General features: G+C 39.7%; 31 protein-coding genes. 21 read left to right on the forward strand and 10 right to left on the reverse strand.

Annotation, left to right across the window (positions count from 1 at the left end):
- Nucleotides 1-124 precede the first annotated feature (124 nt).
- The 5 genes from MHB42_RS05850 to MHB42_RS05870 form a co-directional block, all read right to left on the reverse strand.
- Nucleotides 125-760: a response regulator transcription factor gene (locus MHB42_RS05850; protein WP_340804937.1), complete on the reverse strand. Its 636-nt coding sequence runs from the start codon at nt 758-760 to the stop codon at nt 125-127.
- Nucleotides 732-1769, reverse strand: coding sequence for a sensor histidine kinase (locus MHB42_RS05855; protein WP_340804939.1), 1038 nt, complete (start codon nt 1767-1769; stop codon nt 732-734). Before MHB42_RS05855 ends, MHB42_RS05850 begins: the two co-directional genes overlap by 29 nt.
- The gene (gene liaF, locus MHB42_RS05860; protein ID WP_340804941.1) at nt 1766-2449 is read right to left on the reverse strand and encodes a cell wall-active antibiotics response protein LiaF; all 684 of its coding nucleotides are present in this window, start codon (nt 2447-2449) and stop codon (nt 1766-1768) included. Before liaF ends, MHB42_RS05855 begins: the two co-directional genes overlap by 4 nt.
- A gap of 113 nt (nt 2450-2562) precedes the next feature.
- A complete protein-coding gene (locus tag MHB42_RS05865; RefSeq protein ID WP_340804943.1) occupies nt 2563-3201 on the reverse strand; it encodes a PspA/IM30 family protein in 639 nt (212 codons plus the stop codon).
- 15 nt (nt 3202-3216) lie between these two features.
- Nucleotides 3217-3573, reverse strand: coding sequence for a lmo0954 family membrane protein (locus MHB42_RS05870; protein ID WP_340804945.1), 357 nt, complete (start codon nt 3571-3573; stop codon nt 3217-3219).
- A 251-nt stretch (nt 3574-3824) separates the two neighbouring features.
- On the opposite strand from MHB42_RS05870, the gene sirA reads away from it, so the two are divergent.
- The 3 genes from sirA to MHB42_RS05885 all read left to right on the forward strand — a co-directional run bounded on the left by sirA (nt 3825) and on the right by MHB42_RS05885 (nt 5265).
- On the forward strand, nt 3825-4250 hold the full coding sequence (sirA, locus tag MHB42_RS05875; protein WP_340804947.1) for a sporulation inhibitor of replication protein SirA: 426 nt from the start codon (nt 3825-3827) through the stop codon (nt 4248-4250).
- A 99-nt stretch (nt 4251-4349) separates the two neighbouring features.
- Nucleotides 4350-4568: a YneF family protein gene (locus tag MHB42_RS05880; RefSeq protein WP_004232154.1), complete on the forward strand. Its 219-nt coding sequence runs from the start codon at nt 4350-4352 to the stop codon at nt 4566-4568.
- Between the two features lie 226 nt (nt 4569-4794).
- Complete coding sequence (locus MHB42_RS05885) at nt 4795-5265, forward strand: S-ribosylhomocysteine lyase (RefSeq protein ID WP_340804964.1); 471 nt, start codon at nt 4795-4797, stop codon at nt 5263-5265.
- A 47-nt stretch (nt 5266-5312) separates the two neighbouring features.
- On the opposite strand, the gene MHB42_RS05890 is transcribed toward MHB42_RS05885, so the two are convergent.
- Complete coding sequence (locus tag MHB42_RS05890; protein WP_340804966.1) at nt 5313-6290, reverse strand: alpha/beta hydrolase; 978 nt, start codon at nt 6288-6290, stop codon at nt 5313-5315.
- A 206-nt stretch (nt 6291-6496) separates the two neighbouring features.
- On the opposite strand from MHB42_RS05890, the gene MHB42_RS05895 reads away from it, so the two are divergent.
- Genes MHB42_RS05895 through MHB42_RS05905 form a run of 3 tightly spaced genes read left to right on the forward strand, consistent with a single transcriptional unit; the run spans nt 6497 to nt 8497 of the window.
- Nucleotides 6497-7681, forward strand: coding sequence for an acetyl-CoA C-acetyltransferase (locus MHB42_RS05895; protein WP_340804967.1), 1185 nt, complete (start codon nt 6497-6499; stop codon nt 7679-7681).
- 22 nt (nt 7682-7703) lie between these two features.
- Nucleotides 7704-7970, forward strand: a complete 267-nt coding sequence (locus MHB42_RS05900) for a YqkE family protein (RefSeq protein ID WP_340804968.1) — start codon at nt 7704-7706, stop codon at nt 7968-7970.
- Nucleotides 7971-7972: 2 nt separating this feature from the next.
- Nucleotides 7973-8497 (forward strand): hypothetical protein, encoded by a 525-nt coding sequence (locus MHB42_RS05905; protein WP_340804969.1) that lies wholly within the window; start codon nt 7973-7975, stop codon nt 8495-8497.
- Between the two features lie 50 nt (nt 8498-8547).
- On the opposite strand, the gene MHB42_RS05910 is transcribed toward MHB42_RS05905, so the two are convergent.
- The gene (locus MHB42_RS05910; protein WP_340804971.1) at nt 8548-9024 is read right to left on the reverse strand and encodes a VanZ family protein; all 477 of its coding nucleotides are present in this window, start codon (nt 9022-9024) and stop codon (nt 8548-8550) included.
- Nucleotides 9021-9920, reverse strand: a complete 900-nt coding sequence (locus MHB42_RS05915; RefSeq protein ID WP_340804972.1) for an aldo/keto reductase — start codon at nt 9918-9920, stop codon at nt 9021-9023. The genes MHB42_RS05910 and MHB42_RS05915 overlap by 4 nt, the downstream gene beginning before the upstream one ends.
- Before the next feature lie 76 nt (nt 9921-9996).
- On the opposite strand from MHB42_RS05915, the gene MHB42_RS05920 reads away from it, so the two are divergent.
- The 6 genes from MHB42_RS05920 to MHB42_RS05945 all read left to right on the forward strand — a co-directional run bounded on the left by MHB42_RS05920 (nt 9997) and on the right by MHB42_RS05945 (nt 15316).
- Nucleotides 9997-10548 (forward strand): NUDIX hydrolase, encoded by a 552-nt coding sequence (locus tag MHB42_RS05920; protein ID WP_340804974.1) that lies wholly within the window; start codon nt 9997-9999, stop codon nt 10546-10548.
- A 58-nt stretch (nt 10549-10606) separates the two neighbouring features.
- Nucleotides 10607-11119, forward strand: coding sequence for a hypothetical protein (locus tag MHB42_RS05925; RefSeq protein ID WP_340804977.1), 513 nt, complete (start codon nt 10607-10609; stop codon nt 11117-11119).
- Between the two features lie 122 nt (nt 11120-11241).
- Nucleotides 11242-11706 carry a ferric iron uptake transcriptional regulator gene (gene fur, locus MHB42_RS05930; protein WP_053994113.1) on the forward strand — a complete coding sequence of 155 codons (465 nt, stop codon included), beginning with the start codon at nt 11242-11244 and terminating at the stop codon, nt 11704-11706.
- Nucleotides 11707-11883: 177 nt separating this feature from the next.
- Complete coding sequence (gene xerD / locus MHB42_RS05935; RefSeq protein WP_340804980.1) at nt 11884-12786, forward strand: site-specific tyrosine recombinase XerD; 903 nt, start codon at nt 11884-11886, stop codon at nt 12784-12786.
- Nucleotides 12787-12870: 84 nt separating this feature from the next.
- On the forward strand, nt 12871-14052 hold the full coding sequence (deoB, locus tag MHB42_RS05940) for a phosphopentomutase (RefSeq protein WP_340804982.1): 1182 nt from the start codon (nt 12871-12873) through the stop codon (nt 14050-14052).
- A gap of 13 nt (nt 14053-14065) precedes the next feature.
- The gene (locus MHB42_RS05945) at nt 14066-15316 is read left to right on the forward strand and encodes a thymidine phosphorylase (protein ID WP_340804984.1); all 1251 of its coding nucleotides are present in this window, start codon (nt 14066-14068) and stop codon (nt 15314-15316) included.
- A gap of 44 nt (nt 15317-15360) precedes the next feature.
- On the opposite strand, the gene MHB42_RS05950 is transcribed toward MHB42_RS05945, so the two are convergent.
- The gene (locus tag MHB42_RS05950; protein ID WP_340804986.1) at nt 15361-15549 is read right to left on the reverse strand and encodes a hypothetical protein; all 189 of its coding nucleotides are present in this window, start codon (nt 15547-15549) and stop codon (nt 15361-15363) included.
- An 87-nt stretch (nt 15550-15636) separates the two neighbouring features.
- Here MHB42_RS05950 and spoIIAA point away from each other — a divergent pair, with 87 nt between their 5' ends.
- The 6 genes from spoIIAA to MHB42_RS05980 all read left to right on the forward strand — a co-directional run bounded on the left by spoIIAA (nt 15637) and on the right by MHB42_RS05980 (nt 20725).
- Entirely contained in the window at nt 15637-15990 is a 354-nt protein-coding gene (gene spoIIAA, locus MHB42_RS05955) for an anti-sigma F factor antagonist (RefSeq protein ID WP_340804987.1), read from the forward strand.
- A complete protein-coding gene (gene spoIIAB / locus MHB42_RS05960) occupies nt 15983-16423 on the forward strand; it encodes an anti-sigma F factor (RefSeq protein WP_340804989.1) in 441 nt (146 codons plus the stop codon). Before spoIIAA ends, spoIIAB begins: the two co-directional genes overlap by 8 nt.
- Nucleotides 16424-16433: 10 nt before the next feature.
- Nucleotides 16434-17225, forward strand: coding sequence for an RNA polymerase sporulation sigma factor SigF (sigF, locus tag MHB42_RS05965; protein ID WP_340804990.1), 792 nt, complete (start codon nt 16434-16436; stop codon nt 17223-17225).
- Nucleotides 17226-17240: 15 nt separating this feature from the next.
- Nucleotides 17241-18689, forward strand: a complete 1449-nt coding sequence (locus tag MHB42_RS05970) for a spore germination protein (protein WP_340804991.1) — start codon at nt 17241-17243, stop codon at nt 18687-18689.
- Nucleotides 18690-18834: 145 nt separating this feature from the next.
- Complete coding sequence (gene lysA, locus MHB42_RS05975) at nt 18835-20154, forward strand: diaminopimelate decarboxylase (protein ID WP_340804992.1); 1320 nt, start codon at nt 18835-18837, stop codon at nt 20152-20154.
- Nucleotides 20155-20353: 199 nt separating this feature from the next.
- A complete protein-coding gene (locus tag MHB42_RS05980; protein WP_340804993.1) occupies nt 20354-20725 on the forward strand; it encodes a GNAT family N-acetyltransferase in 372 nt (123 codons plus the stop codon).
- Here MHB42_RS05980 and MHB42_RS05985 read toward each other — a convergent pair.
- A complete protein-coding gene (locus MHB42_RS05985) occupies nt 20722-21228 on the reverse strand; it encodes a DUF309 domain-containing protein (RefSeq protein WP_340804995.1) in 507 nt (168 codons plus the stop codon). The genes MHB42_RS05980 and MHB42_RS05985 overlap by 4 nt on opposite strands.
- 55 nt (nt 21229-21283) lie before the next feature.
- Here MHB42_RS05985 and MHB42_RS05990 point away from each other — a divergent pair, with 55 nt between their 5' ends.
- From MHB42_RS05990 to MHB42_RS06000, 3 genes are read left to right on the forward strand one after another with little or no spacing between them, the layout of a single operon-like run.
- A complete protein-coding gene (locus tag MHB42_RS05990; protein WP_340804996.1) occupies nt 21284-22063 on the forward strand; it encodes a segregation/condensation protein A in 780 nt (259 codons plus the stop codon).
- Nucleotides 22035-22628 carry an SMC-Scp complex subunit ScpB gene (scpB, locus tag MHB42_RS05995; protein WP_340804998.1) on the forward strand — a complete coding sequence of 198 codons (594 nt, stop codon included), beginning with the start codon at nt 22035-22037 and terminating at the stop codon, nt 22626-22628. Before MHB42_RS05990 ends, scpB begins: the two co-directional genes overlap by 29 nt.
- Nucleotides 22629-22670: 42 nt before the next feature.
- On the forward strand, nt 22671-23741 hold the full coding sequence (locus MHB42_RS06000) for a D-alanyl-D-alanine carboxypeptidase family protein (RefSeq protein WP_340804999.1): 1071 nt from the start codon (nt 22671-22673) through the stop codon (nt 23739-23741).
- The last annotated feature ends 59 nt before the right edge of the window (nt 23742-23800 follow it).

Here is a 23800-nt window from a genome sequence, read left to right on the forward strand (position 1 = left end):
ATGAAAAGCCTACATATTTGGTGAATCGTGTCAGTGAGCTGATAAACTTTTTTACTAGAAAATAAGCACTTCAACCTGAGAAAAGAAAAAAACTGCATATCGACATGCAGTTTTCCTATACCTGTTATTTAGCTAAGCCATTTTGAAATGCATAGACAACAGCTTGGGTGCGATCTTGTACCTCAAGCTTTGCTAAAATATTGCTAACATGTGTTTTCACTGTTTTTAAGGCAATATATAGCTCATCAGCAATTTCCTGATTTGCTTTACCTTGTGCCATTAACAATAATACTTCCATTTCGCGCTCTGTAAGCTGCTCATAAAGGGGGACGCTATTGCCATGGCGCATACGATGCATCATTTTAGAGGTAACCTCTGGCTCCAATACCGTTTCACCGCCCATTGTTTTACGAATGGCATCGGCGATTTGTTTTGCGTTCGATGTTTTTAAAATATAGCTTACCGCGCCAGCCTCTAAGGCAGGATAGACTTTATCATCATCTAAAAAACTAGTCACAATCATAATTTTTGCCTCAGGCCATGCCGCTAAAATTTCAGCCGTTGCCTCAGCACCTGTCATAATGGGCATTACATTGTCCATTAAAATAATATCTGGCTTAAGGGCAAGGGCACGCTCAACGGCTTCCTTACCATTTTCAGCCTCACCGACAACCGTAATATCTGGCTGGGCTGATAAATAGGCTGACACGCCAATTCGTACCATTTCATGGTCATCCGCTATAAGCACTTGAATCGTCATGCTCTTCCTCCTTATGTAGTGGAATTTTAACCTCCACAATTGTCCCTTCTCCCGGCACTGATACAATTTTATACGTACAGCCAATTTCAACTGCTCGCTCTGCAATATTTTGCAAGCCGTAGGAGGTTGATTTATCTGCCTCCACATCAAAGCCTGAACCATTATCTTGAATACGTAAAATGGCTAAATCATCACGGGCAATAAGCAACAATTCTACTTCACTAGCCTTTGCATGGCGCAATGTATTAGAAAGAGCCTCCTGTGCGATACGGAATAAATGGTCTTCCTCTGCCTTTGTTAAAGCCATTTCCTCTAGCTCATATTCAATATGGAAGTAAACCTTTTGCTGAAGCTCAATAATTAGCTCCTCTAAGCCTTGTGCCAATGTTTTATTGTGCAGGGCAACAGGTCGTAAATGTAGCAATAAGGCACGCATTTCTAACTGTGCCTGCTGTACAATCTTTTCCACCTGTTTCAGGCTCGTTGCGTTTTCTTCGTTTTCAGTTAAAGCAGAAAGCAGCATGGAGGCTGCGAATAATTGCTGTGATACAGAGTCATGTAGCTCTCTAGCTAGACGCTGGCGCTCCGCAATAATGCGCTCCTGAATAATTTTATCATTCGCCTCTGCTCGTTCATTGGATAGGCGCTGTAAGCTTTTACGCTGCGTATCAATTAATGTACTTGTTTGTTCAATAGCTTTTTTGAATGACTTTGGAAGGCCTTGCTTTTTAGGCAGTACAAAGTCAGGCTCGATTAACTGCTTGATTACCCGTGTTGCCTGTGCCTCTCGTGCACGAGCTGTCATACTTATCCAGCTTGCAATGAGTAAGCTAAGCACAAAAAGACTAAGCACAATAATACCACCAAAAGGAATATTATCATACTGCTGCTGCCATAAAGGCTCCCATGTTTTTTCATCTGGATTTCCCCAAATAGCAACAAGCAGACCAAAAGTAGCGCTCATTAAAATAAAGAATAAGGTAAATAATCTCGAGATAAAGGCAATCATTTACGTAGCACCTCCAAATCTCCAAGCCATGTTGCTACATGAATAACGAGTATCCGCTTCGCATCCTCAGGGTTTCCATCAGAAAAGCTAATGCTTTCATTTACTATACGTTGAGGTCCTACATGCAAGCAAGTAAGCTCACCAAATAGTGTTGTATAGTGCAAACGGAACGGTATTTCATAAGGAAGATAAATTTGCACTTTGCCGATTCCTTGACGAATAGTAATAAAGCTAGTGCCAGTCGGTAAGATTGTTTGCGTTGTATCAATGGTAATATCACCCGCAAGACGCTGAACTTGCACATCTTGCCATTTGTATGCTTCAGTCGGCGCTGACATTGTGCCAATTAAATCACTTTTCGTTGTAGGGAGGGGCTCAAAAAGCTCTGCACCAACTACTTTAGGCTCATTTTCTCGTTGTAAATATTGATAAAGCATATATAAAGGTATCGAAATAATAAATAAACGTAAGCTCCACATCGTGAACAAAGCAATGGCAATGAAGAAAATTCCTGTCCATTTAAAAAAGCGAATTTTTTTGGAAAAGCTTAAATAAAGCAGTACAGCTCCAATTAATAAACAAAATGCACCACCATTATTAAAAACGGTTAGCTCCACAAAGATGAGTAAAAAGAAGCATAGCACCCAAAATGTAAGCTTATTAGTTGTGAAATTTTGCAAGAGGGTCACCCTTCCTTCTACATAATTGTATAGAGAGGGAATGGGTCCCTCTAGTGTGAAACGTGAAAGAATGCGCCGTTTGAAAGTAGGCGCATTGCTTCCATTATACCATGTTATTTATTTTCAATTAGCAACGGTGAATTTTCTTCTGCTGCTTTTTTTTCTAATTCTGCCAGTCTTGCCTCAAAAGTTGTTACTTCATGATCTTTATCGATTTGGTAAGCCAATTTATCAATGTAAGATTCTAAATCCTCAAAGTTTGTTTGATTGTTTTTAGCAATCATACCGTCCATTTGATGGTGGGCGCGTGTAACATTTTCCTTACCCATCAGCTGTAATTGGCGTACTTTCATATCTTTAATTTTATGCTTCATTGTTTCAAATTTGCGCTCTAGCTCAAAGTATTCACGTGTACTTGACTCAATGCTTGCTTGCAATGTATGGTTACGAGCTGTATAAGCTGTTACTTCATCTGTTGCGAAATCAATTAAATCTTGCTCACCACTAGTTTGAGCCAAAGCCAGCTGTGCTTCACGTTTTGCCAGTATATCTGCATTTTGCTTATATTCTTGCTCAAGCTTTTCTTTTAATTGCCCTTGTCGCTCTAATAATTTTCCTGTTTGCTCTGTTTGCTTTTCTGCTTCACGAATATACTGATTTAGCATCGCAATTGGATTTTTTTGTTCCTTTTTATCAAATAAGTGGTGTAAGTCTGCCTCTACTGTATATCTAAAACGTTGAAATAAATTCATATTCATTCTCTCCTTTTATTTTGTTAAGTTTGACCATTCTTTTTCAAAGTTTGTAAATGGGTCTTCTTCTTTTTTACCTTCAAGTGTAGGAATGTTTACATCTTCGCCATTCCATTTTTTATAGACAACATAAACAATAGCAATAGCCGCAAGACCAATCATTGCTGGGATGTTTGAGATTGCTGATAGCACACCGATTAGACCAACTGTAAACCAGAAGATTTTACCGAATGTTGACTTGCTTGCAATATAGAAGTGCATCCCAAGTGCAACAAATAATCCAGAGAATAGTAACCCTGCCAGCGGTCCGATTAAGGCAAGTGCAACACATGCTGCGATGATGCCTCCTGTTAATAATAGAAATTTTTTCATATGTTTTAGCTCCTTTCGTTTGTACCTTTATGTTACCGATTTATGAGATTATCTAAAACGGACTCGAAATTGATTTTGCACTAGGTCTTGAGGCTGAGAACTTTCTAAGCGGCTAGGAAAGAGGAGATTTTTAACTGAAACTAGAAGCTTTTCGACAAAAATAGAAGATAGCTTCCTCCTCCATTTGACAAATTAACAGCATTGGATGAGCTATACTAATGGAAAAGAAACTGAGCGAAGGAGGATTTCTGGTGAGAACCTATTCTATATATAAGATAAAAGAAGAGCATTTAACATTTATTTTTGGCAGAGAGCGCAAGTTGTTGGAAATGATGCAAGGCTGTGAAGACGCCAATGAGAAATCCTTGAAGGAGCTTGCATATATATGTGAATCCATGCATTTCGATGATATTGCAAGAATGCTAGAGCAGCAACTTGATTCCAAATATGCACATTTAGAGAAGACCCGTAATGCTTTGTTTTTAGAACATCCGATAAAAGGAAAAATGGCGATTTATTTAGTTGATCGAAAGATTTGCGTATATTGTGAAGGATCACGAATGCTAGATTTGGATTTATTTCAGATGCTTGCGAAAATGAGTGAACGCTTTATTGCTTTTAATAAGCAGGAAAATGAGTGTGGGTGGTTAAAGCCAATGAAGTATACAATGCATTAGGAAAATTCACTACAATATATAGTAACACGCTATTATTTCATGTATAATGGTGCGTGGAGAGTTTTTTCTCGGTATATTGTAGTGGAGGAGGTTGGTTGTATGCCTACATGGGGCTGGATTATTATCGTAATTATCGCATTAGCAGCGGGCGCGGCACTTGGTTTCTATTTCGCTCGTCAGGCTATGATGAAATATTTAAAAGAAAACCCACCTATTAATGAGCAAATGATTCGTATGATGATGGCGCAAATGGGTCGTACGCCGTCTGAAAAGCAAGTACGTCAAATGATGGCACAAATGAATAAATTCCAAAAATAGTTGGAATAACACAGTAGCTGTTTAGAAAGAGTTCTTTTCTAAGCAGTTTTTTTATGTGGAAATAGAAGTGGTGGATAGAGCCATGAGAGTGACGGATAGAACTGTGAAAGTGACGGATAGCATTCTCAAATTGACGGATAGAGCGTTCAATAATGGGACATCCTTTCGCTTTTTTATTTAAAACTCGTTATAATAATTGAGAGTATGTGAAAAGGGGTTGTCCACTATGACAAAAGAAAAAACAAATGTAGAAAGCTTTGATTTGGATCACACAAAGGTAAAGGCTCCGTATGTGCGTTTAGCGGGTGTGAAAACAGGAAAAAATGGCGATGAAGTGTATAAATATGATATTCGCTTTAAACAGCCGAACAAAGAGCATATGGAAATGCCTGCATTACATTCCTTAGAGCATTTATCAGCGGATATTATTCGTAATTATTCCGATCATATTGTGGATTTTAGTCCAATGGGCTGTCAAACAGGCTTCTATGTATCATTGATCAATCATAATGATTATGAGGATTTATTAACTATTTTAGAGAAAACCTTTACAGATGTAACAAAGGCAACCGCAGTACCTGCCTGCAATGAAGTGCAATGTGGCTGGGCAGCTAGTCATAGTTTAGAGGGTGCACAAGTATTAGCACAAGAGTTTTTAGCAAAGCGCGATGAATGGCATATTGTTTTTGCAGAATAAAAAATGGAAGAAACCTTGCCGAGCTTCAGCAAGGTTTTTTATTTGCCTTAAAAATGAAATGGGATCACATTGGATGAGGAGGAAGCATCTTGGTTAATTTTTGGGTAAATAAAACTTTCTAAAAAATCATGAATTAAATCTTCGTATTCATCCATATTTTCATTAAAGGATTGGGCATGCGCACCTGTATCAAATAGCTTTAATTTTTTAGGGCCTGTTTTTTTATTGTATAAATCCAGTGACATTGATGCTGGTATAAATGCATCTGGAATACTATGGATAAAAAGCACAGGCTTTTGGATGCGCGTTACGGCTTCAGTGGGTGTAATACTTCTGAGGGAGTAACCATCACGTATACGTACAAAAAAATCGGCAAAGCGAACGGGGATAATGGAGCCATACTTAAATTCAGTTTTGGCAATCTGCTTCAACAGCATTGAGAAGTCAGAAAATGCACAGTCAGAAATATAAAAATCAGCACCATCTTCTACTGTTCCAGCATAAAGTAGCATTGTTGCAGCGCCCATTGATTCACCATGAATACCTAGAATAGCGTCCTCGCCAATCATCGCCTTCACGGTTTTGATAACGGCATCGAGGTCGTATTTTTCATAGTGACCATAGCTTGTTGTTTTGCCGCCTGATTCGCCATGACGACGATGGTCAAAAATAACGGAATTATAGCCAAGCCGCTCAAATAAGCGAGCATATTTCACAGAGTTAATTTTATTTTCGGTAACACCGTGACAAATAATGATGGTGTTATTGGTTTGTAAAGGCTGAAACATAATACCTCGAATCGTATAGCCATTGGGTGAATCAATATTGAGCTCGCATTTCAAATTCTTATTGTACCAAGCTTCATCAAAGCGCTTGGCAGTCGTTTCCCGTTCACGAACAAAGTCAGGGTCTTTTTGCTGAATGTACATTAATTTATTAGAAAGCGCAAAGCCGAACAGCCCTGTTGCTGCTGCAGCTAGCGTTGTTGTAATACCTGAGAATAAAAGCATCTTCTTTTTTTTCATACTAAAACACCTCCACATGCTGTTCCTTATTTGTAATGTTCCCAACTGAAATTGTTTAAAACACGACAACATTTTACAATAACTTTAGCAAAACTGCGATTATTTCTATTATCGAAAAACAGCAAAACATTTGTTAAACTATACATATCTGCTAATAGCATATGCATGCAGTGTTGATTTTGAACGGGGAAAAGGGGAGAATAGACATGACAAATGAGGTAGTAATTGTAAGTGCTGTGCGGACAGCAATTGGCTCATTTCAGGGCACATTAAAGGATGTACCAGCAACAGCTTTAGGAAGCATTGTCATTAAAGAGGCATTAGCACGTGCAGGTGTAGCAGGCGAGCAGGTTGATGAAGTGATTATGGGGAATGTTTTATCGGCTGGGCTTGGACAAAATCCAGCGCGTCAGGCAGCCATTAAAGCTGGCTTACCACAGGAGGTATCGGCTTTAACAATTAATAAAGTATGTGGCTCTGGTTTAAAAGCCGTTCATTTAGCAGCACAAGCTATTATGGCAGGAGATGCTGATATTATTGTAGCAGGTGGCTTTGAAAATATGAGTCAAGCACCGTATGTCTTAAAAAATGCGCGAGAAGGCTTCCGTATGGGCGATCAAAAGGTCGTGGATACAATGATTCATGATGGTTTATGGTGCGCTTTTAACGATTATCATATGGGCATTACAGCAGAAAATTTATGTGATGCTTATCAAATTTCACGCGAGGAGCAAGATGCTTTTGCAGCGCGTTCACAGCAACGTGCAGAGGCGGCAATTGCTGCTGGGAAATTTGAGGATGAAATTGTTCCTGTAGCAATTCCACAGCGCAAGGGAGAGCCCATTTTATTTAATAAGGATGAATTTCCACGTGCAGGTGTTACGGCAGAGTCATTAGCAAAGCTACGACCAGCCTTTAAAAAGGAAGGCTCAGTAACAGCAGCGAATGCTTCAGGCATTAATGATGGCGCTGCGGCGGTTGTCGTTATGTCGAAGGACAAGGCACAGGAGTTAGGTCTTCAACCAATGGCACTAATTGCAGCAAATGCAAGTGCAGGCGTTGATCCTGCGATTATGGGAACAGGTCCTGTGAAAGCCGTGCAAAAAGCATTAACAAAAGCAGCAGTAGCATTAGAGGATATTGAGTTAATTGAAGCAAATGAAGCGTTTGCAGCACAATCGATTGCTGTAGATCGTGAATTAGGCTTTAATCATGATAAACTAAATGTAAATGGGGGTGCAATCGCTCTTGGACATCCAATTGGTGCAAGTGGTGCTCGAATTTTAGTGACACTCTTGTATGAGATGCAAAAGCGTGATGCCAAAACGGGCTTAGCCACATTATGTATAGGTGGTGGACAAGGCGTTGCAACAGTTGTGAAGCGCCCTTAATGTCAATAAGAAGGTGAATGCAATGGGAAAGAAACGAAAACAACAGCAACGTACAGATAATAGCATAACAGCTAGCTTGCCAGAGCAAAAGGCAGTGACATTAGCCGATCAGCTAGGAGGCGATGTGCTTGCTAAATTAAAGGCAACGAAGCAGGATTTAACAGCAAAAGAGCGTGCAGCAGAGGAAGAACGCCAAGCACAACTGGCGTTTGAACGCAAGCAACGTGAAAAAAATAAATCCTTTGAAGAACTGCTCAACGAATATGGCGACAAAGGGTCGAAGTATTAAGCATGCTGACAAATCAACAGCAAGTTGCACAGTTTTTAAAGCATGCTATAGTTGAAGACATTTATGAACAATTTAATGTGCTTGTTTGGATTGATTGGCGAGAAGCTGAAGAAGATGTAATTGCTTACTTTAATGAACAGTTGCCTATAACAGACCAAATAGCTTGTAAAATAGCTGAGATCGATAAGCCTAGAGGTGTGGATATTGTGCTAACCTCTCAAGAAAAAATGATGACGATTCCCTTTGCCGATGACCGAACAGATCGAGATAGCGCTATTCGAGCGATGCAGGATATGCTCTCTCCTCGCTATCAAATTCGTTGGTTTATGGAATCATTAGGCGATGATACATTGGCTTTTGTATTGCTGCCAGCTAGACAATGGAAAGAACTAGAGCAGCAATTTGGCAAGCGTAAAGTAGATTATTATTTTCAGCCAGTAACAAATAGCAGTGTGATGTTTGAACTGGATATAGATGAAGTAATGGCATATATACAGCAGAGAGATACAGAACGACCAAATATTTAAAAAAGTACGAGAAATCCATTTATTAATAAGTGATTTCTCGTACTTTTCATTTATAGCTTATTGCTTTGAGAAGTCTTCCGTATTTTCTTGAATGCTACAATGACGCCAACAAATAGAATAGCTCCAGCCGTATCAACGAGTACATCATGGGCGCTCATGGTGCGACCTGGTGTAAAGCTTTGGCGAAATTCGTCCAAGATAGCGATAATGGCAGTTCCAGCAATGGCAACACCTGCTGCAAAGCTTCGTTTGCCCCATGCAAAATAGATAGCAAGAGCGATACACCCAAAGCCAATAAAGTGCGTTAATTTTCGAATTAAAAATTCGATAAATGGAAAATAGCCACGTTCTTCAATTGAAACAACCGTATCCCAATAAGGAATTTTTAATAGAGCTAGCTGTTTTTCAAAAGGCTTATCAGCTAATAGCTCCTCTAGCTCTGGTAGGATACTTTGCTGCTCATAGGTCATGCTGGAGCAAACTACTAATATGCTTAGAAAAGCAATGAAGATAAGCCATTTTTTCATCGATGTTCTTGGTATTGCTCCTGTTTGGTCTGTGTAGTAGCTGTTGTAAAGTCGACAATTGAAGCTATTTTTTCATAGGCGGCGAGCGTTTGTGCCAGCTGTTGCTGTGAGCTTGCTCCAATTACCGTTGAGGCAACTGCTGATTCTTTTAAATTAAAGGCAATTGCTAACGCATGTAAATCATCATAGTGCGAAGCGAGCTTTGTTAGTGTTGTTGTTAGCTCCTCTGTTGTATAGGTGTTAAAGCCATTGCTACGCTGAAGACGTTGCTGCCAGCTATTTGTTAATAAACCTTTTGCAACTGTACCACGTGTGACAACAGATGCACCCTCACTTGCAATAAATTCAAACCATTCCTCAGGGCGACGATCTAATACGCTATATTGCATCATGACACTTTTAGCATGACTTGCTGGTAAAAAGCGTTTTAGTACATTTGGTCTGATAGAGGAAATACCATATTCACGAATAAGTCCATCCTTTTTCAATCCTTCAAATGTATCAATAATACCATCCCAGTCATCCTCAATTGTGCCTCCATGGAGTTGATAGACATCAATATAATCCGTACCTAAACGTTGTAGGCTAGCATGTACAGCTTCTTTTATATAGGACGGTGATGCATCCCAATGCCAACCCTCAACACCTTCTGTCCAGCGATTTCCTACCTTAGTGGCAAGAATCACCTGTTGGCGACGGTTGCCTAAAATTTCTCCAATAATCTTCTCGTTTGTGCCAAAATCATATAAATCGGCTGTATCAATATAGTTGATGCCAGCATCGAGCGCCATATCAACAATACTAGCTGCCTGCTTTTTATCTGCTGATAAAGACATGCCTCCTAAACTAATCTCTGAAATAAATAAGTCACTTGTACCGAGCTGTCTTTTTTTCATAAAAGCGTCCTCCTTCGTTTCCTCTATTTGTAATGGTACAATGAACATATCTGAAGAACAAGCGAGGTTATCGTTAATGAAAAAGTTTGAGGAAAAAACGATTCAAACAACACCCATCTATGATGGTAGAATTATAAAATTACAGATTGATGATGTTACATTACCGAATGGGCAAACTGCCAAACGGGAAATTATTAAGCATCCAGGCGCTGTAGCAGTGATTGCTGTTACGGAGGAAGGGAAATTAGTGCTAGTAGAGCAATATCGGAAGGCACTTGAACGCTCCATTATTGAAATTCCAGCCGGGAAGCTTGAGCCTGGTGAGGAGCCAGTCGTAACAGCACGTCGTGAGCTAGAGGAAGAAACAGGGTATGGGGCGCAAAGCTTAACGTTTTTACAAGCATTTGCCACATCTCCAGGCTTTGCAGATGAGATTATCTATTTATTTGTTGCAAAAGGATTATATAAAATTGACCAGAAAGCAGATTTAGATGAGGATGAATTTGTCGAACTATTAGAAGTTTCGTTGGAAGAGGCACAACAAATGGTAGTAGATCAGCGTATATATGATGCTAAAACTGCATTTGCAGTTGTTTGGCTTGCTGCAAATTTACAAAGTAATCTTTAGCATAATAGAAACGGACGAGCATAAGCTGTACAAACCTTGATAGAAAAGGAGCATGTTTATGTCGCGTACGGTGTCTATATTTTATCACGCTTCCATCATTGCGGTAAGTTTTGTTTGTGGCGTTATTTTCTTTCATATTATTGGTGGGCCGAAAGCGGAGCCATTTATTTTATTTATAGAGCCTCGTTTAGCAGATGGGGACAGGCAATCTATTTTTCGTCTTGTGCTACCTGTTGCTATTTCTATAGGTCTTATACTATTGCTAGCAACACATAGCGTTTTAAAGGTTTTGGTGCGCGTGACCGTTGCAATGCGTGCAACCTTTTTTGGCTTTAGTTCAGTTTTTTTATTACAAAAACTTGAAGCTTTTTGGCTTTATACGATTTGGTGGTTTCCATTTCAGCTTATCTATTGTATATTGTTGCTAGTCCTATGCAATTTGCTTGTACCTGCTTGGTCAAAGCGAAAAATCGGGAAACAGGTATCTGGTCAGACAATTTTGTTGAATTTTATCGCATTTTTCATCATAATAGTTGCTGAGTTTATAATTGTATCTTTTGTGTTAAAATGATGAGTTTACTAAACAGAAACAAAGATCAGATAAAAAAGTAGAAGCATGCTAGAAATCTATTCATTATCTTGTAATAAGATTTACTCCTTTGGTATAATGGAATGAGTTTAGGGGGGCGTCACATGGAGAGCCGAATTGATCGTATAAAAAAACAGTTGCATAGTGCTAGTTACAAGCTGACGCCGCAGCGAGAGGCAACAGTTGCTGTTTTGCTTGAGCACGAAGAAGACCACCTCAGCGCTGAGGATGTTTATCTTTTAGTAAAAGAAAAAGCACCAGAAATTGGTCTAGCTACTGTTTATAGAACGTTAGAATTATTAACGGAGCTCAAAATTGTCGACAAAATCAACTTTGGCGATGGGGTATCGCGTTATGACCTACGCCAAGAGGGAGCTGCCCATTTCCACCATCATCTTGTTTGTATCGAATGTGGTGCTGTTGATGAAATTCAAGAGGATCTGCTTGAAGATGTGGAAGCCGTTGTTGAAAAACGTTGGAACTTTATTATAAAAGATCACCGACTAACTTTCCACGGTATATGCTGGCGCTGTCATGATAAAAACGACGAATCAGATGAAGAAAAATAACAAAAAGCTGTCTGTTTTAATCTTACCTATAGATTGAATCGGGCAGTTTTTTGTTATGTAAAGGCAATCATCGATTTTTAGCGATAATGGTTGGATAATGTCTGATTGGGGAGGCTTTCGCACATTTGTTAGAGCCGTGCTAAAATAGAGCATAATTGATCGTAAGGGGGCGTTGTGATGAATGAATTTCAATATGCAGTAGAGGATTATATCCATTTTATTCAGGTAGAGCGGCAATTATCTGTTAATACATTAGCATCCTATCGCCGAGATTTAGAAAACTATGTGCATTTTTTACAGGAAACAGAAGGGTTAGCTGATTTTAGTCGTGTAGAAAGAACGACCATCTTACGACATTTAGAGCAACTGCGAGCGCAGGGAAAAACAAGTCGGACAATTGCACGTCATATTTCTTCCATTCGTAGCTTCCATCAATTTTTACTGCGAGAAAAACGTGCAGAAACAGACCCAACCGTTCATTTAGAAATGCCAGTAATTGAACAAAAATTACCAAATGTCCTATCCATTGAGGAAATCGAGGCATTGCTAGCAGCGCCAAATCGCAGCAAGCCACAGGGCATTCGTGATTTGGCGATGCTAGAATTATTATATGGGTCAGGTATGCGAATTAGTGAGCTGATTGCATTGGATTTGGCGGATGTTCATATCACGATGGGGTTTGTGCGTGTATTTGGTAAGGGAGGCAAGGAGCGAATTATTCCTCTTGGCAAAAGTGCTCTTGCAGCCATTGATGCCTATTTAAACGGTGCTCGTGGGCAATTACAAGGAAAATACCCAAAAACAGATGCATTTTTTATTAACCAAAGGGGAAAACGTTTAACAAGACAGGGTTGTTGGAAATTAATGAAGGAGCATGCCTTAAAGGCAGGCATCAAACATGAGCTAACACCACATACATTGCGTCATTCTTTTGCCACGCATCTAGTTGAAAATGGTGCAGATTTACGAGCTGTGCAGGAGATGCTTGGTCATGCAGATATTTCCACAACACAAATTTATACACATATTAGTAAAAAAAGATTATCTGAGGTATACAAGCAATTTCATCCACGTGCGTAAAAAATCTGTTTTAGTCAGATGTCTGACCTTTATTTTTCACTTTTTTTTGGTAAAATAGAGTCAAGAGAGTAGGAGGCAATTATTATGAATAAACCGTTTAATAAAATTCATGTCGTTGTAATGGACTCGGTAGGTATTGGTGAGGCACCAGATGCTGCGAGCTTTGGGGACGTTGGTGCACATACATTGGGACACATCGCCGAAAAAATGAATGGGCTTACAATGCCAGTAATGGAGTCCTTTGGCTTAGCGAATATTGAACCATTGCAGGGCATGCAAGCAGCAAGCCAGCCAAAAGCTTATTATGGCAAAATGCAAGAAGCATCTGTTGGGAAAGATACAATGACAGGACATTGGGAAATCATGGGCTTAAATATTGATAAGCCATTTAAAGTTTATCCAGAAGGCTTCCCTGCTGAGCTAATTGCAGAATTAGAGCAACGTACAGGTCGTAAAGTATTATGCAATCAGCCAGCAAGTGGTACACAAGTAATTGAGGACTTTGGCGAGGAGCATATGGCAACAGGTGCAATTATTGTTTATACATCTGCTGACCCTGTTTTACAAATTGCTGCACATGAGGACATCGTGCCATTAGAAGAATTATATAAAATTTGTGAAATCGCACGCGAATTAACATTACAGCCTGAATATTTAGTTGGTCGTGTTATTGCACGTCCATTTGTTGGAACACCAGGTAACTTTACACGTACTGCTAATCGTCATGATTATGCATTAAAGCCTTTTGGCCGTACAACAATGAATGTGATGAAGGATGCTGGCTTCGATGTTATTGCGATTGGAAAAATCTCTGATATTTTCAATGGCGAGGGTGTAACAGATGCGGTACGAACAAAAAATAATATGGATGGTATGGACAAATTTGCTGAAGTTGCACGTCGTGATTTCCGTGGTATGAGCTTCTTAAATTTAGTGGACTTTGATGCTAATTTTGGTCATCGCCGTGATCCATTAGGCTATGGACAGGCATTGCAGGAGTTTGATGCACGTTTACCAGAAATTATCGAGGCAATGTCAGAGGATGATTTATTGATGATTACAGCAGACCATGGCAATGACCCAACCTTCCACGGCACAGATCACACACGTGAATATGTACCGTTAATTGTTTACTCTCCACGTTTTAATGGTGGAGCTGAGCTTGCACTTCGTGAAACTTTTGCAGATATTGCAGCCACGATTGCTGAAAACTTCCAAGTGGAGGCACCACCATTCGGCACAAGTTTCTTAGGCGATTTAAAATAAGGAGGATTTCCCAATGAATATGCTACAGTTGTTTGAAAAGAAAAAACAAGGACTAGAGCTATCTCAAGCTGAAATTCAGTATTTTGTTGAAGGCTATACTACAGGTTCAATTCCAGATTATCAAGCAAGCTCGCTTTTAATGGCAATCCGTTTATTAGGCATGTCTGATGATGAAACATTTTATTTAACAAAGGCAATGATTGAATCAGGTGATGTCATTGATTTATCGTCGATTGAAGGCTTTAAAATTGATAAACATTCAACAGGTGGTGTCGGTGATAAAGTGACACTAATCGTTACACCAATTATTGCTGCCTTAGGAATTCCAGTAGCTAAATTTAGTGGGAAAGGGTTAGGCATTACAGGTGGAACAATTGATAAGCTAGAGTCGATTGAAGGCTTGAAAACAGAGCTTTCATCACAAGAATTTATTGATAATGTCAATAAGCATAAAATTGCGGTTGCTGGACAAACAGGTAATCTTGTGCCAGCCGACAAAAAATTATATGCATTGCGTGATGTAACAGGTACTGTTGACTCCATTCCATTAATTGCGGCATCCATTATGAGTAAAAAAATCGCCAGTGGAGCTGATGGCATTGTACTAGATGTTAAATGTGGCTCAGGTGCATTTATGAAAACAGGGCAGGATGCACAGCTTTTAGCAGATACAATGACAGCTATCGGGGAAAAGCTTGGCCGTAAAGTCGTTGCCCATATTAGTGATATGGATAATCCACTAGGGAAAATGATTGGCAATAAGCTTGAAGTAGTGGAGGCCTATGCTTTATTAAATGGACGTATGGAAGAAACACATGAAGATTTGCTGGATGAATGTGTTGTGATTGCCTCCTTAATGTATCAAGTGGCCGCTGGAGTGGATGAGGCAGAAGCTACAGCAGCAGTTAAGCGCGTGTTAGCAGATGGTTCTGCAGCCGCAAAATTTGAAGAATTTATTGTGGCTCAAGGTGGCGTAATCGCTGACATCGTACAAAAGGACACGGCTTATAAAGCAGCGGTAACAGCATCAGCAGCAGGTACGGTGGAAACCATTAATGCGTTATTAATTGGAGAAGCAAGTGTTAGCCTAGGTGCGGGACGTGTAACAAAGGAATCAGCACTTGATTACGATGCAGGCATTCAATTGATCGCGAAAAAAGGTGATCCTATTACCAGCGGTGATACAATCGCTTATTTATATTCAAACAATCCAATTGATGATGAAACTGTAAGTAAAGTGCAAAAAGCTTATACAATTGCATAGCAATATTTAGCGAGGACGCTCATGTTAAAAGCGCCCTCGCTTTTTTATTGGATAGAATGTTGAAAGTGACGGATAGAACCCTGTAATAGACGGATAGCAGGGCAAAAGTGACGGATAGAATACCACGATGCAAGGAAATTTAGCAGCTTTAATGCATGAAGCGGTTTAGAAAATGCTACTTTATCCCATACTGCATATAAACCTAAAAAGCTATAAGTATGTCGATTTGACACTATTTCGGAAGACTTTGCACTAGTTCTGTCAGGCGCAAGGATTCACCACGTTGCATGTGGAATTGCACGAAGGAGGAGGCGATGTTCATGCATTTTCAATTAGAGATGGTGACAAGGGAAACAGTTGTTATACGTTTATTTGGGGAGCTCGACCATCATGCAGTAGAGCAAATTCGAGCGAAAATTTCAGCAGCCATTTTTCAGGGCACTGTGACAACAATTATTTGGAATTTAGAAGGGTTGTCCTTTATGGATAGCTCGGGTGTTGGCTTAGTGCTTGGGCGAATGCGTGAGTTAGAGGCAGTTGCTGGGCGAACGATTTTATTGAATCCATCGCCAACCATGCGAAAGGTGTTTCAATTTTCAGGACTAGGCCCATGGATGATGGATGGAACAGAAGAACAAGCGATTGATCGAGTAAGGGGGATTGTAAATGGATAACGAAATGACATTAACTTTTTTAGCACTAAGTGAAAATGAAGCTTTAGCACGTGTAGCTGTGACAGGCTTTATTGCACAATTAGACCCAACTATTGATGAGCTATCTGAATTTAAAACAGTTGTTTCAGAAGCTGTTTCCAATGCCATTATTCATGGCTATGAAGAGAATGGCAAAGGTGTTGTGACGGTTCATGCAAAACGTGAGAATGATATTGTTACAGTGTCTGTGATGGATAAAGGCGTTGGGATTGAGGATGTTAGTCGAGCGATGGAGCCGTTATTTACAACGAAAAGTATGATGGAGCGTTCAGGAATGGGCTTTACCATTATGGATAGCTTCTCGGATCAGTTGACAGTTATCTCTAAATGGCAAGAAGGAACAACTGTAACGTTTACGAAGAAATTTCACACAGTGCGCACAGCGGTAATGTGAGGGTAGCATCGTGAAGCCGTTAGAACAGTCGTCCGATAAGCTATTGTCGCAGGAGGAAATGCGTGATTTAATTGCACGCGCACAACAGGGCGATCATGAGGCTCGTAAACGAATGGTAGAAGGGAATACGAGGCTTGTGTGGTCCATTGTTCAACGTTTTACAACAAGAGGTGTTGAGCTTGAGGATTTATTTCAGATTGGCTGCATAGGGCTTATGAAATCTGTCGATAAATTTGATTTAACCTATGATGTAAAATTTTCTACCTATGCAGTGCCAATGATTATTGGTGAGATTCAACGCTTTTTAAGGGATGACGGTATGGTGAAGGTTAGTCGCTCTATTCGTGAGCTGAACTTTAAAATCCGACATGCTACAGATGAATTTATTAAAAAAAATGAGCATCCACCAACCATTCAAGAGTTGGCGCAAGTGCTCGACGTGACAGCTGAGGAAATTGTGACAGCTTCAGATGCGTTAAGGGATCCTGCCTCTTTACATGAGCAATTATATGAAAGCGAAGGGGATTCCATTACCTTAATGGATCAAATGAAGGATGAAAAATCTGAGCAACCCTTTGACTATATTCCGTTAAAAGAAGTGCTGACAAGACTTGAACCAAGAGAGCAGTCTATTATTTATTTACGTTATTTTTCAGATTGTACACAAACGGAAATTGCCAATAGGCTTGGGATATCACAGGTGCAAGTTTCACGATTAGAGAAAAAAATTCTTGCACAGCTAAAAAGCTGGATGGCAACAAGTGCCACGGTGGAGCAAGAAGCAGTAAACAAAGACATCTAAGAAAATGGTGACAGCATGACAAATAAATTATTTAACAGCTTAGAAGAAGCCGAAGAGTTTTTAAAAGAGCAGTTTGGGGACGGCGAATCGTTTGACGTTGGCATCAAACACTTATTTGTCAAGGATTTGCCTGTTCTTTGTGCATATATTAGTGGGCTTGTGGATAGTGAAACGTTAACACAATTACTCTCTAGTATGCTGCCAGATGAGGATTATGAAATTGATGTAGAGGATGAAAAGACGTATTTTGAGTCCTATTTTAATTTTCATGGTCGCTCAGAGGAAACTGAACGCAAAGCATATTTATTAGCGATTTTAAGTGGACAAGTAACCTTTATTACAAAAAGTGGCTATTGTTACGTTGCTGAGCTAAGGGACTATCCAGGGCGTTCCCCAGAGGAGCCTGATAATGAAAAGGTTATACGTGGTTCGAGGGATGGTTTTACAGAAGGCATTTCTCAAAATACAGCTTTAATACGTAGACGAATTCGCAATAGTAATTTACGATTCGAGCTACATAAAATATCCAAAATTGGTCAAACGGATGTTGCCATCGCATATATGAAGGATATTGCTAATGAAGATATGCTTGAAAAATTACGACAGCGTCTTGAACAGATTCATCATGATGGTTTGACAATGGCGGATAAATCACTAGAAGAATGGCTTTTTAAACAAAAGTTTCATCCCGTACCATTTGTGCGCTATACAGAGCGTCCTGATATTGCAGCGGCTCATTTACTTGAGGGGCATATCGCGATTATAGTCGATACTTCGCCATCTGTTATTCTTGTCCCTGCAACAATTTTTCATTTATTACAGCATGCAGAGGAATATAGACAAGCACCCACTGTAGGAACGTTTGTACGTTTTATGCGCTACTTTGGCTCTATTATGGGACTGCTATTATTGCCGCTATGGTATATGTTTGTAACAAATGAATCATTGCTGCCTGATGCCCTCTCCTTTTTAGGAGCGGAGGAGAAATCACATGTTCCGTTATTATTGCAAATACTGATCGCCGATATAGGGATTGAATTTTTAAGGATGGCTGCCATTCATACACCATCACCATTATCAACAGCAATGGGCTTAGTTGCAGGGGTTATTATTGGGCAAATTGCTATTGATGTCGGCTTATTTTCAGCAGAGGTTGTGTTATATACCGCTGTTGCAGCGATTTTAATCTTTATTATTCCATCTTATGAGCTCAGTATTTCCATTAAAATTTTTAGACTGCTGCTCTTACTTATGACAGGTATTTGGGGTGTCAATGGATTATTTATCGGGCTCTTTTTATTGTTTACGTATTTATGTTCATTGCGACCAATGCAGGCTCCCTATTTATGGCCGCTTGTGCCATTTTTCCCAAAAGCGATGTTACGTGTGCTCATTCGTTTCCCAATGACGGAGGACGCATTAAGACCTTATGTAGTCGCTTCCAAGCAGCGAAAAAGATCATAGAAGCCGTTGCGCTCGTTTTTTTCATGTGATAAAGTTCACGTATAGTATTTTGTGATTTTTGCAAAAATTATTGTTATTCATATGAATCCATTGATTTCATTGTAAAAATAACAAAGTGGCACGACATGAAAAAGGAGAGATGCATATGCATTTATATGGAACACAAGCGATTTCTGAAGAGGGTCATTTAACAATTGGACAGGTAGATACACTAGAGCTTGCAAAAGAGTATGGTACACCATTATTTGTGTATGATACAGCACTTATTCGTAAACGTGCACGCAGCTTTATTGATACATTTAACAAGCTAGGCGTAAAAGCAGAGGTAGCTTATGCTTCAAAGGCATTTGCATGTGTAGCAGTATACCAATTAGCAGCAGAAGAAAATTTATCATTGGATGTTGTATCAGGCGGGGAGCTATTTACAGCATTAAAGGCAGGCTTCCCAGTTGAACGCATTCATTTCCATGGTAATAATAAAAGCATTGCTGAACTAGAGCAAGCTTTTGATGCTAATATTGGTTGTATTGTTGTTGATAATTTCTATGAAATAGAGCTTTTAAAAGAAATTTCAGAGCGTCGTCAACAAAAAATGCGTATTTTACTACGTGTGACGCCGGGTGTTGAAGCACATACACATGATTTTATTACAACAGGTCAAGCAGATTCTAAGTTTGGCTTTGATTTAAACAATGGGCAAGCAGATGAGGCTTTCCAACAAACATTCAACCATGAATTTCTAGAGCTACTAGGCTTACATTGTCATATTGGCTCACAAATTTTTGACACGGCTGGCTTTGCATTAGCGGGAGAAAAATTAATTGATAAAATTTCTGATTGGCATAAGGCTCACGAATTTACATGTACTGTGTTAAACTTAGGTGGGGGCTTTGGTATTCGTTATACTGAAGAAGATGCACCGCTTGAACCACAAGTATATGTTGAGGATATGATTACAGTTGTAAAAAATAAAGCAACGGTACTTGGACTGACAATGCCAGAAATTTGGATTGAACCAGGTCGATCACTTGTTGGTGATGCAGGTACATCTCTTTACACAATCGGTTCACAGAAAACAGTGCCAGATGTACGAAAATATATTGCTGTTGATGGTGGTATGAGCGATAATATTCGCCCAGCACTATACGATGCGAAGTATGAGGCGGTTATTGCCAATAAAGCCAATGCATCGAAAGACGAAATCTATACAATTGCTGGTAAGTTATGTGAATCTGGCGATAAATTAATTATTGATGCGAAGCTACAGGAGGCAGCATCAGGCGATGTTTTAGCGATTTTCTGTACAGGTGCATATGGCTACTCAATGGCTAGCAACTATAATCGTGTGCCACGACCTGCTATTGTCTTTGTAGAAGATGGACAGCATCAACTAGCAGTTCGCCGTGAAAGTTATGAAGATATTGTGCAAAACGATCTCCCGCTAACGTTAAAAAAGGGTGAGTAAATTTGAGAAAGAATAAATGGGTACTATTAGCGTCCATTTCAGTTTTTATTTTATTGTGGGGCGTTGTCTATTGGGTGTTGGCGTCTAAAGGTATTCTCGGACCTGGTTCGTAAGACAGAAATTGGCTTGCGGTAAAAGTACAAATCGTGTAGGATAGTCAAAGATTATGTACAGCTAGAAAAAGAGGGAATAGACAAATATGTTAATTCGATATAAAAAAGCGTTAGAGAAAATAGCGATGGGGCTACTTTCGTTTATGCCTAACGAAAAAGACGTAAAAAAGCTTACAGAAACAATCCACTCTTATGAAAATGATGATCATTGGGTTTTATATTTATGGAAAAAGGATGAGGAATATATTGGCATTGTTGGGCTTGTCACAGATGAAGAGAACAATGCTACTATCCAACATGTATCCGTTGTCCCTTCTTATCGGGGCGAGGGCGTTGCGAAAGAAATGCTTCAGGAAGTGGCTGAGCTTGGCCGATATAAAAGCGTGCGTGCAACAGATGAAACACGTACATTTGTGCAAAAGTGTATCAATTGTATAGATGAAAAAGCAGACGACTAAGTGCGTCTGCTTTTTCTTTGTTTGCTTTCTTGTCGCTCTGCAAGAATATGTGAACGATCTCGTAGCATATGTTTATGAAGAAGATAGTTTGAGTTTGTTGAGGGCAACTGTTGTATACGTGCAATCGCTAATTGTTGTAAGCTAGGTGACAGCGGTAGCTGGAATGCTTGAAAGGATTGCCCCATCGTAATAGCGGAAATCGTCTTAGCTACCTGTGTGATGAGCTGCTGATAGTCAACTTCATGGAAAAAAATATGCCCTTTATTATGCTGAAAATTCACGAGTGCCTTTGTTAAAATTCGTTTTGCCCCAGTATGATTTCCACGTCGCCAATGATAGAAGCCTGTTGCAAGCTGGACATAGCCGACAAGAGGATGCATTTTATCACCGGGAGCAATTTCCTTCCAGTATTCCTCTAGCACCTCATGGCACTCAAAAAAATCGTGATTGCCATTGAAATAGGCACAGTAATCAATAAATAAAGTATGATGCTGTGGATGCATTTTAAACTCCTTTCCACTATACTAAAAGAACAGAAAATCTCAGGGTGGTAAAATCATGTCTTATGAAGTAAAATTAGATGCCTTTTCAGGGCCTCTTGATTTATTATTGCATTTAATTCACAGATTGGAAATTGATATCTATGATATTCCAATGGCTGAAATTACACAACAATATATTGACCATATACATGCTATGCAAGTTTTGGAATTAAATGAAGCAAGTGAATATTTAGTAATGGCAGCAACTTTATTGGCCATTAAAAGCCGTATGCTATTGCCGATTCATGAGGGCGAAATGGAGGATGCCGAGTTAGAAGTTGACGAGCCGGACCCGCGTGAGGAACTTGTCCAACGATTAATTGAATATAAAAAATATAAGGAAGCAGCCCATCAATTACAGGAGCTTGAAACAGATAGAGCGCAAGTATTTACAAGGCCACCAGCTGATTTAACAGGCTTAGCCTCAGATGAACAAATGGCTTTGTTTGATTTAAACGTGAATATTTATGATATGCTTGGTGCATTTCAAAAATTAATGCGCCGAAAAAAATTAAAGAAGCCGCTGAAAACAACCGTAGCGAGGCAGGAACGTTCTGTCAAAGATCAAATGCGTTCCGTTGTCGATTCTTTACGGTTAACAGGTGGACGTGCATCATTTTTCGAGCTTTTTCCCTATGAAGATAAACCAACACTTATTCTGACGTTTGTATCACTTCTTGAACTAATGAAACGTCAGGTCGTCATCGTAGAGCAAGCTGGTAACTTTGAAGATTTAACAGTTACCTTACAGAAGGAGGAATGGGAAGATGACGAAAACATTGATGTTACAGAGTAAAATTGAAGCTTTATTATTTGTTGTTGGCGATGATGGCTTAACAATTAAACAATTATCACAGCTTTTAGGAGAACAAGAGGAAGCTATTACACAGGCAGTAGCTGCATTAAAAAAAGCATACGAAGAGGATTTAACAAGAGGCATTACAGTAAAAGAAATAGCAGGGGTATATCAGCTTATTACAAAATTAGAGTTTGCGGATACAATTCAACGGTTAGTAGAAAATCCAACTGCCCAATCATTATCCCAAGCCTCACTTGAGGTATTGGCAATCGTTGCCTATAAACAGCCCATTACCCGTGTGGCAATTGAAGATTTACGCGGTGTCAAATGTGAGCGACCAATTCAAACATTAGTGTCACGAGGTCTTATTAAAGAGGTTGGGCGTTCAGAGGGAACTGGACGTGCTATTCTGTATGGTACAACAAAAGAGTTTTTACATTACTTTGGTTTAAATAGCTTAGAGGAAATGCCGCCTTTACCTGAGGAGGAATTTGCTGACGCAGAGCAAGAAACAGATTTATTTATGACGAAATTCCAAGAAACATTTAGCGATGCAAAATAATTGGCATCATCTATCTAATCTTAGTAAATAAGGAGTGGCTCGTTGCTTCGGTTTGTTCGTTTAATGATTATTATGACCCTTGTGTTAATGGTAATACTGCCGCAAACTAGCTTGGCAAGAGGAGGAAGCGGCTATGCTGTGTTAGATGGAGATACAGGGCGTGTCTTGCTAGCATCCAATAGCGATGCACGGCTGCCTATTGCAAGCTTAACCAAAATCTGGACAGCACTTGTCGTCATTGAAAATAGCAATCTACAGGATGAGGTTGTAATATCGCCAAAGGCTGCTATGGCTGAAGGAAGCTCTATCTATTTACAGGCTGGTGAAACAGTCACAGTGGAAACACTGTTATATGGTTTAATGCTGCGCTCAGGCAATGATGCTGCAACTGCTTTGGCAGAGCATGTAGGAGGCTCTGTGGAGGGCTTTGTAAAATTAATGAATGAAAGAGCAGTGATTGCAGGGCTAACGAATACCGTTTTTATGAATCCTTCTGGTTTACACCATGATGAGCATTTATCCTCAGCAAGAGATACCGCAGAGATGTTAAGAATTGCTTTGCAAAATAAAACCTTTGAAAAAATAGCCTCGACAGTGCTTTATCGTGCAGATACGGTCAATGGTATGCTGTGGGAAAATAAACATCGCTTATTAAGAGAAGGCTCAGGAGCAGTTGCAGAGAAGGAAGATGAAGCGGAGCAGCCCGTCAGCTCTTTAAAGTCGGCTACAGGTATGGCCTTTGCTGGCAAAACAGGCTTTACAAAGGTTGCAGGACGCACGCTCGCAACAGCCTTTCAAAAGGACGGTCAAATATGTATTGTCGTAACATTAAATGAATCAGATGATTGGAATGTCCATCGGGGACTAGCCAATAAAGTTTGGCAAGATTATAGCCTTGAAACAGTTGTCAAAAAGGGCAAATATAACGTTAATAAAAAAGTAGCAATTCGTTTAGAGCAGCCAATTCGTTTACAATTAAATAAAGAAGAAAAAGAAAAGGTACGGCAAGTTTTACATGTGTCAAGAAAGCGCCAAGAAGCCGTATTATCTATCTTCTTAGGAGAAGAGCGCATTTATGCAATACCAGTAAAGGTTGAATCAGCGGATCGTTAAAAACGGTACGCTGATTTTTTTATGTCTGCAATAGCTAACATGAAAACGATTCACTTGTT

This window comes from Lysinibacillus sp. FSL K6-0232, assembly GCF_038008325.1.
Taxonomy (GTDB): domain Bacteria; phylum Bacillota; class Bacilli; order Bacillales_A; family Planococcaceae; genus Lysinibacillus.

Bases quoted from the DNA above. Each gene is read 5' to 3' on its own strand.
- MHB42_RS05850 (WP_340804937.1), bottom strand. From the start codon at position 760: ATGACGATTCAAGTGCTTATAGCGGATGACCATGAAATGGTACGAATT.
- MHB42_RS05855 (WP_340804939.1), bottom strand. From the start codon at position 1,769: ATGATTGCCTTTATCTCGAGATTATTTACCTTATTCTTTATTTTAATG.
- MHB42_RS05865 (WP_340804943.1), bottom strand. From the start codon at position 3,201: ATGAATTTATTTCAACGTTTTAGATATACAGTAGAGGCAGACTTACAC.
- MHB42_RS05870 (WP_340804945.1), bottom strand. From the start codon at position 3,573: ATGAAAAAATTTCTATTATTAACAGGAGGCATCATCGCAGCATGTGTT.
- MHB42_RS05880 (WP_004232154.1), top strand. From the start codon at position 4,350: ATGCCTACATGGGGCTGGATTATTATCGTAATTATCGCATTAGCAGCG.
- MHB42_RS05885 (WP_340804964.1), top strand. From the start codon at position 4,795: ATGACAAAAGAAAAAACAAATGTAGAAAGCTTTGATTTGGATCACACA.
- MHB42_RS05890 (WP_340804966.1), bottom strand. From the start codon at position 6,290: ATGAAAAAAAAGAAGATGCTTTTATTCTCAGGTATTACAACAACGCTA.
- MHB42_RS05895 (WP_340804967.1), top strand. From the start codon at position 6,497: ATGACAAATGAGGTAGTAATTGTAAGTGCTGTGCGGACAGCAATTGGC.
- MHB42_RS05900 (WP_340804968.1), top strand. From the start codon at position 7,704: ATGGGAAAGAAACGAAAACAACAGCAACGTACAGATAATAGCATAACA.
- MHB42_RS05905 (WP_340804969.1), top strand. From the start codon at position 7,973: ATGCTGACAAATCAACAGCAAGTTGCACAGTTTTTAAAGCATGCTATA.
- MHB42_RS05910 (WP_340804971.1), bottom strand. From the start codon at position 9,024: ATGAAAAAATGGCTTATCTTCATTGCTTTTCTAAGCATATTAGTAGTT.
- MHB42_RS05915 (WP_340804972.1), bottom strand. From the start codon at position 9,920: ATGAAAAAAAGACAGCTCGGTACAAGTGACTTATTTATTTCAGAGATT.
- MHB42_RS05920 (WP_340804974.1), top strand. From the start codon at position 9,997: ATGAAAAAGTTTGAGGAAAAAACGATTCAAACAACACCCATCTATGAT.
- MHB42_RS05925 (WP_340804977.1), top strand. From the start codon at position 10,607: ATGTCGCGTACGGTGTCTATATTTTATCACGCTTCCATCATTGCGGTA.
- fur (WP_053994113.1), top strand. From the start codon at position 11,242: ATGGAGAGCCGAATTGATCGTATAAAAAAACAGTTGCATAGTGCTAGT.
- xerD (WP_340804980.1), top strand. From the start codon at position 11,884: ATGAATGAATTTCAATATGCAGTAGAGGATTATATCCATTTTATTCAG.
- deoB (WP_340804982.1), top strand. From the start codon at position 12,871: ATGAATAAACCGTTTAATAAAATTCATGTCGTTGTAATGGACTCGGTA.
- MHB42_RS05945 (WP_340804984.1), top strand. From the start codon at position 14,066: ATGAATATGCTACAGTTGTTTGAAAAGAAAAAACAAGGACTAGAGCTA.
- spoIIAA (WP_340804987.1), top strand. From the start codon at position 15,637: ATGCATTTTCAATTAGAGATGGTGACAAGGGAAACAGTTGTTATACGT.
- spoIIAB (WP_340804989.1), top strand. From the start codon at position 15,983: ATGGATAACGAAATGACATTAACTTTTTTAGCACTAAGTGAAAATGAA.
- MHB42_RS05970 (WP_340804991.1), top strand. From the start codon at position 17,241: ATGACAAATAAATTATTTAACAGCTTAGAAGAAGCCGAAGAGTTTTTA.
- lysA (WP_340804992.1), top strand. From the start codon at position 18,835: ATGCATTTATATGGAACACAAGCGATTTCTGAAGAGGGTCATTTAACA.
- MHB42_RS05980 (WP_340804993.1), top strand. From the start codon at position 20,354: ATGTTAATTCGATATAAAAAAGCGTTAGAGAAAATAGCGATGGGGCTA.
- MHB42_RS05985 (WP_340804995.1), bottom strand. From the start codon at position 21,228: ATGCATCCACAGCATCATACTTTATTTATTGATTACTGTGCCTATTTC.
- MHB42_RS05990 (WP_340804996.1), top strand. From the start codon at position 21,284: ATGTCTTATGAAGTAAAATTAGATGCCTTTTCAGGGCCTCTTGATTTA.
- scpB (WP_340804998.1), top strand. From the start codon at position 22,035: ATGACGAAAACATTGATGTTACAGAGTAAAATTGAAGCTTTATTATTT.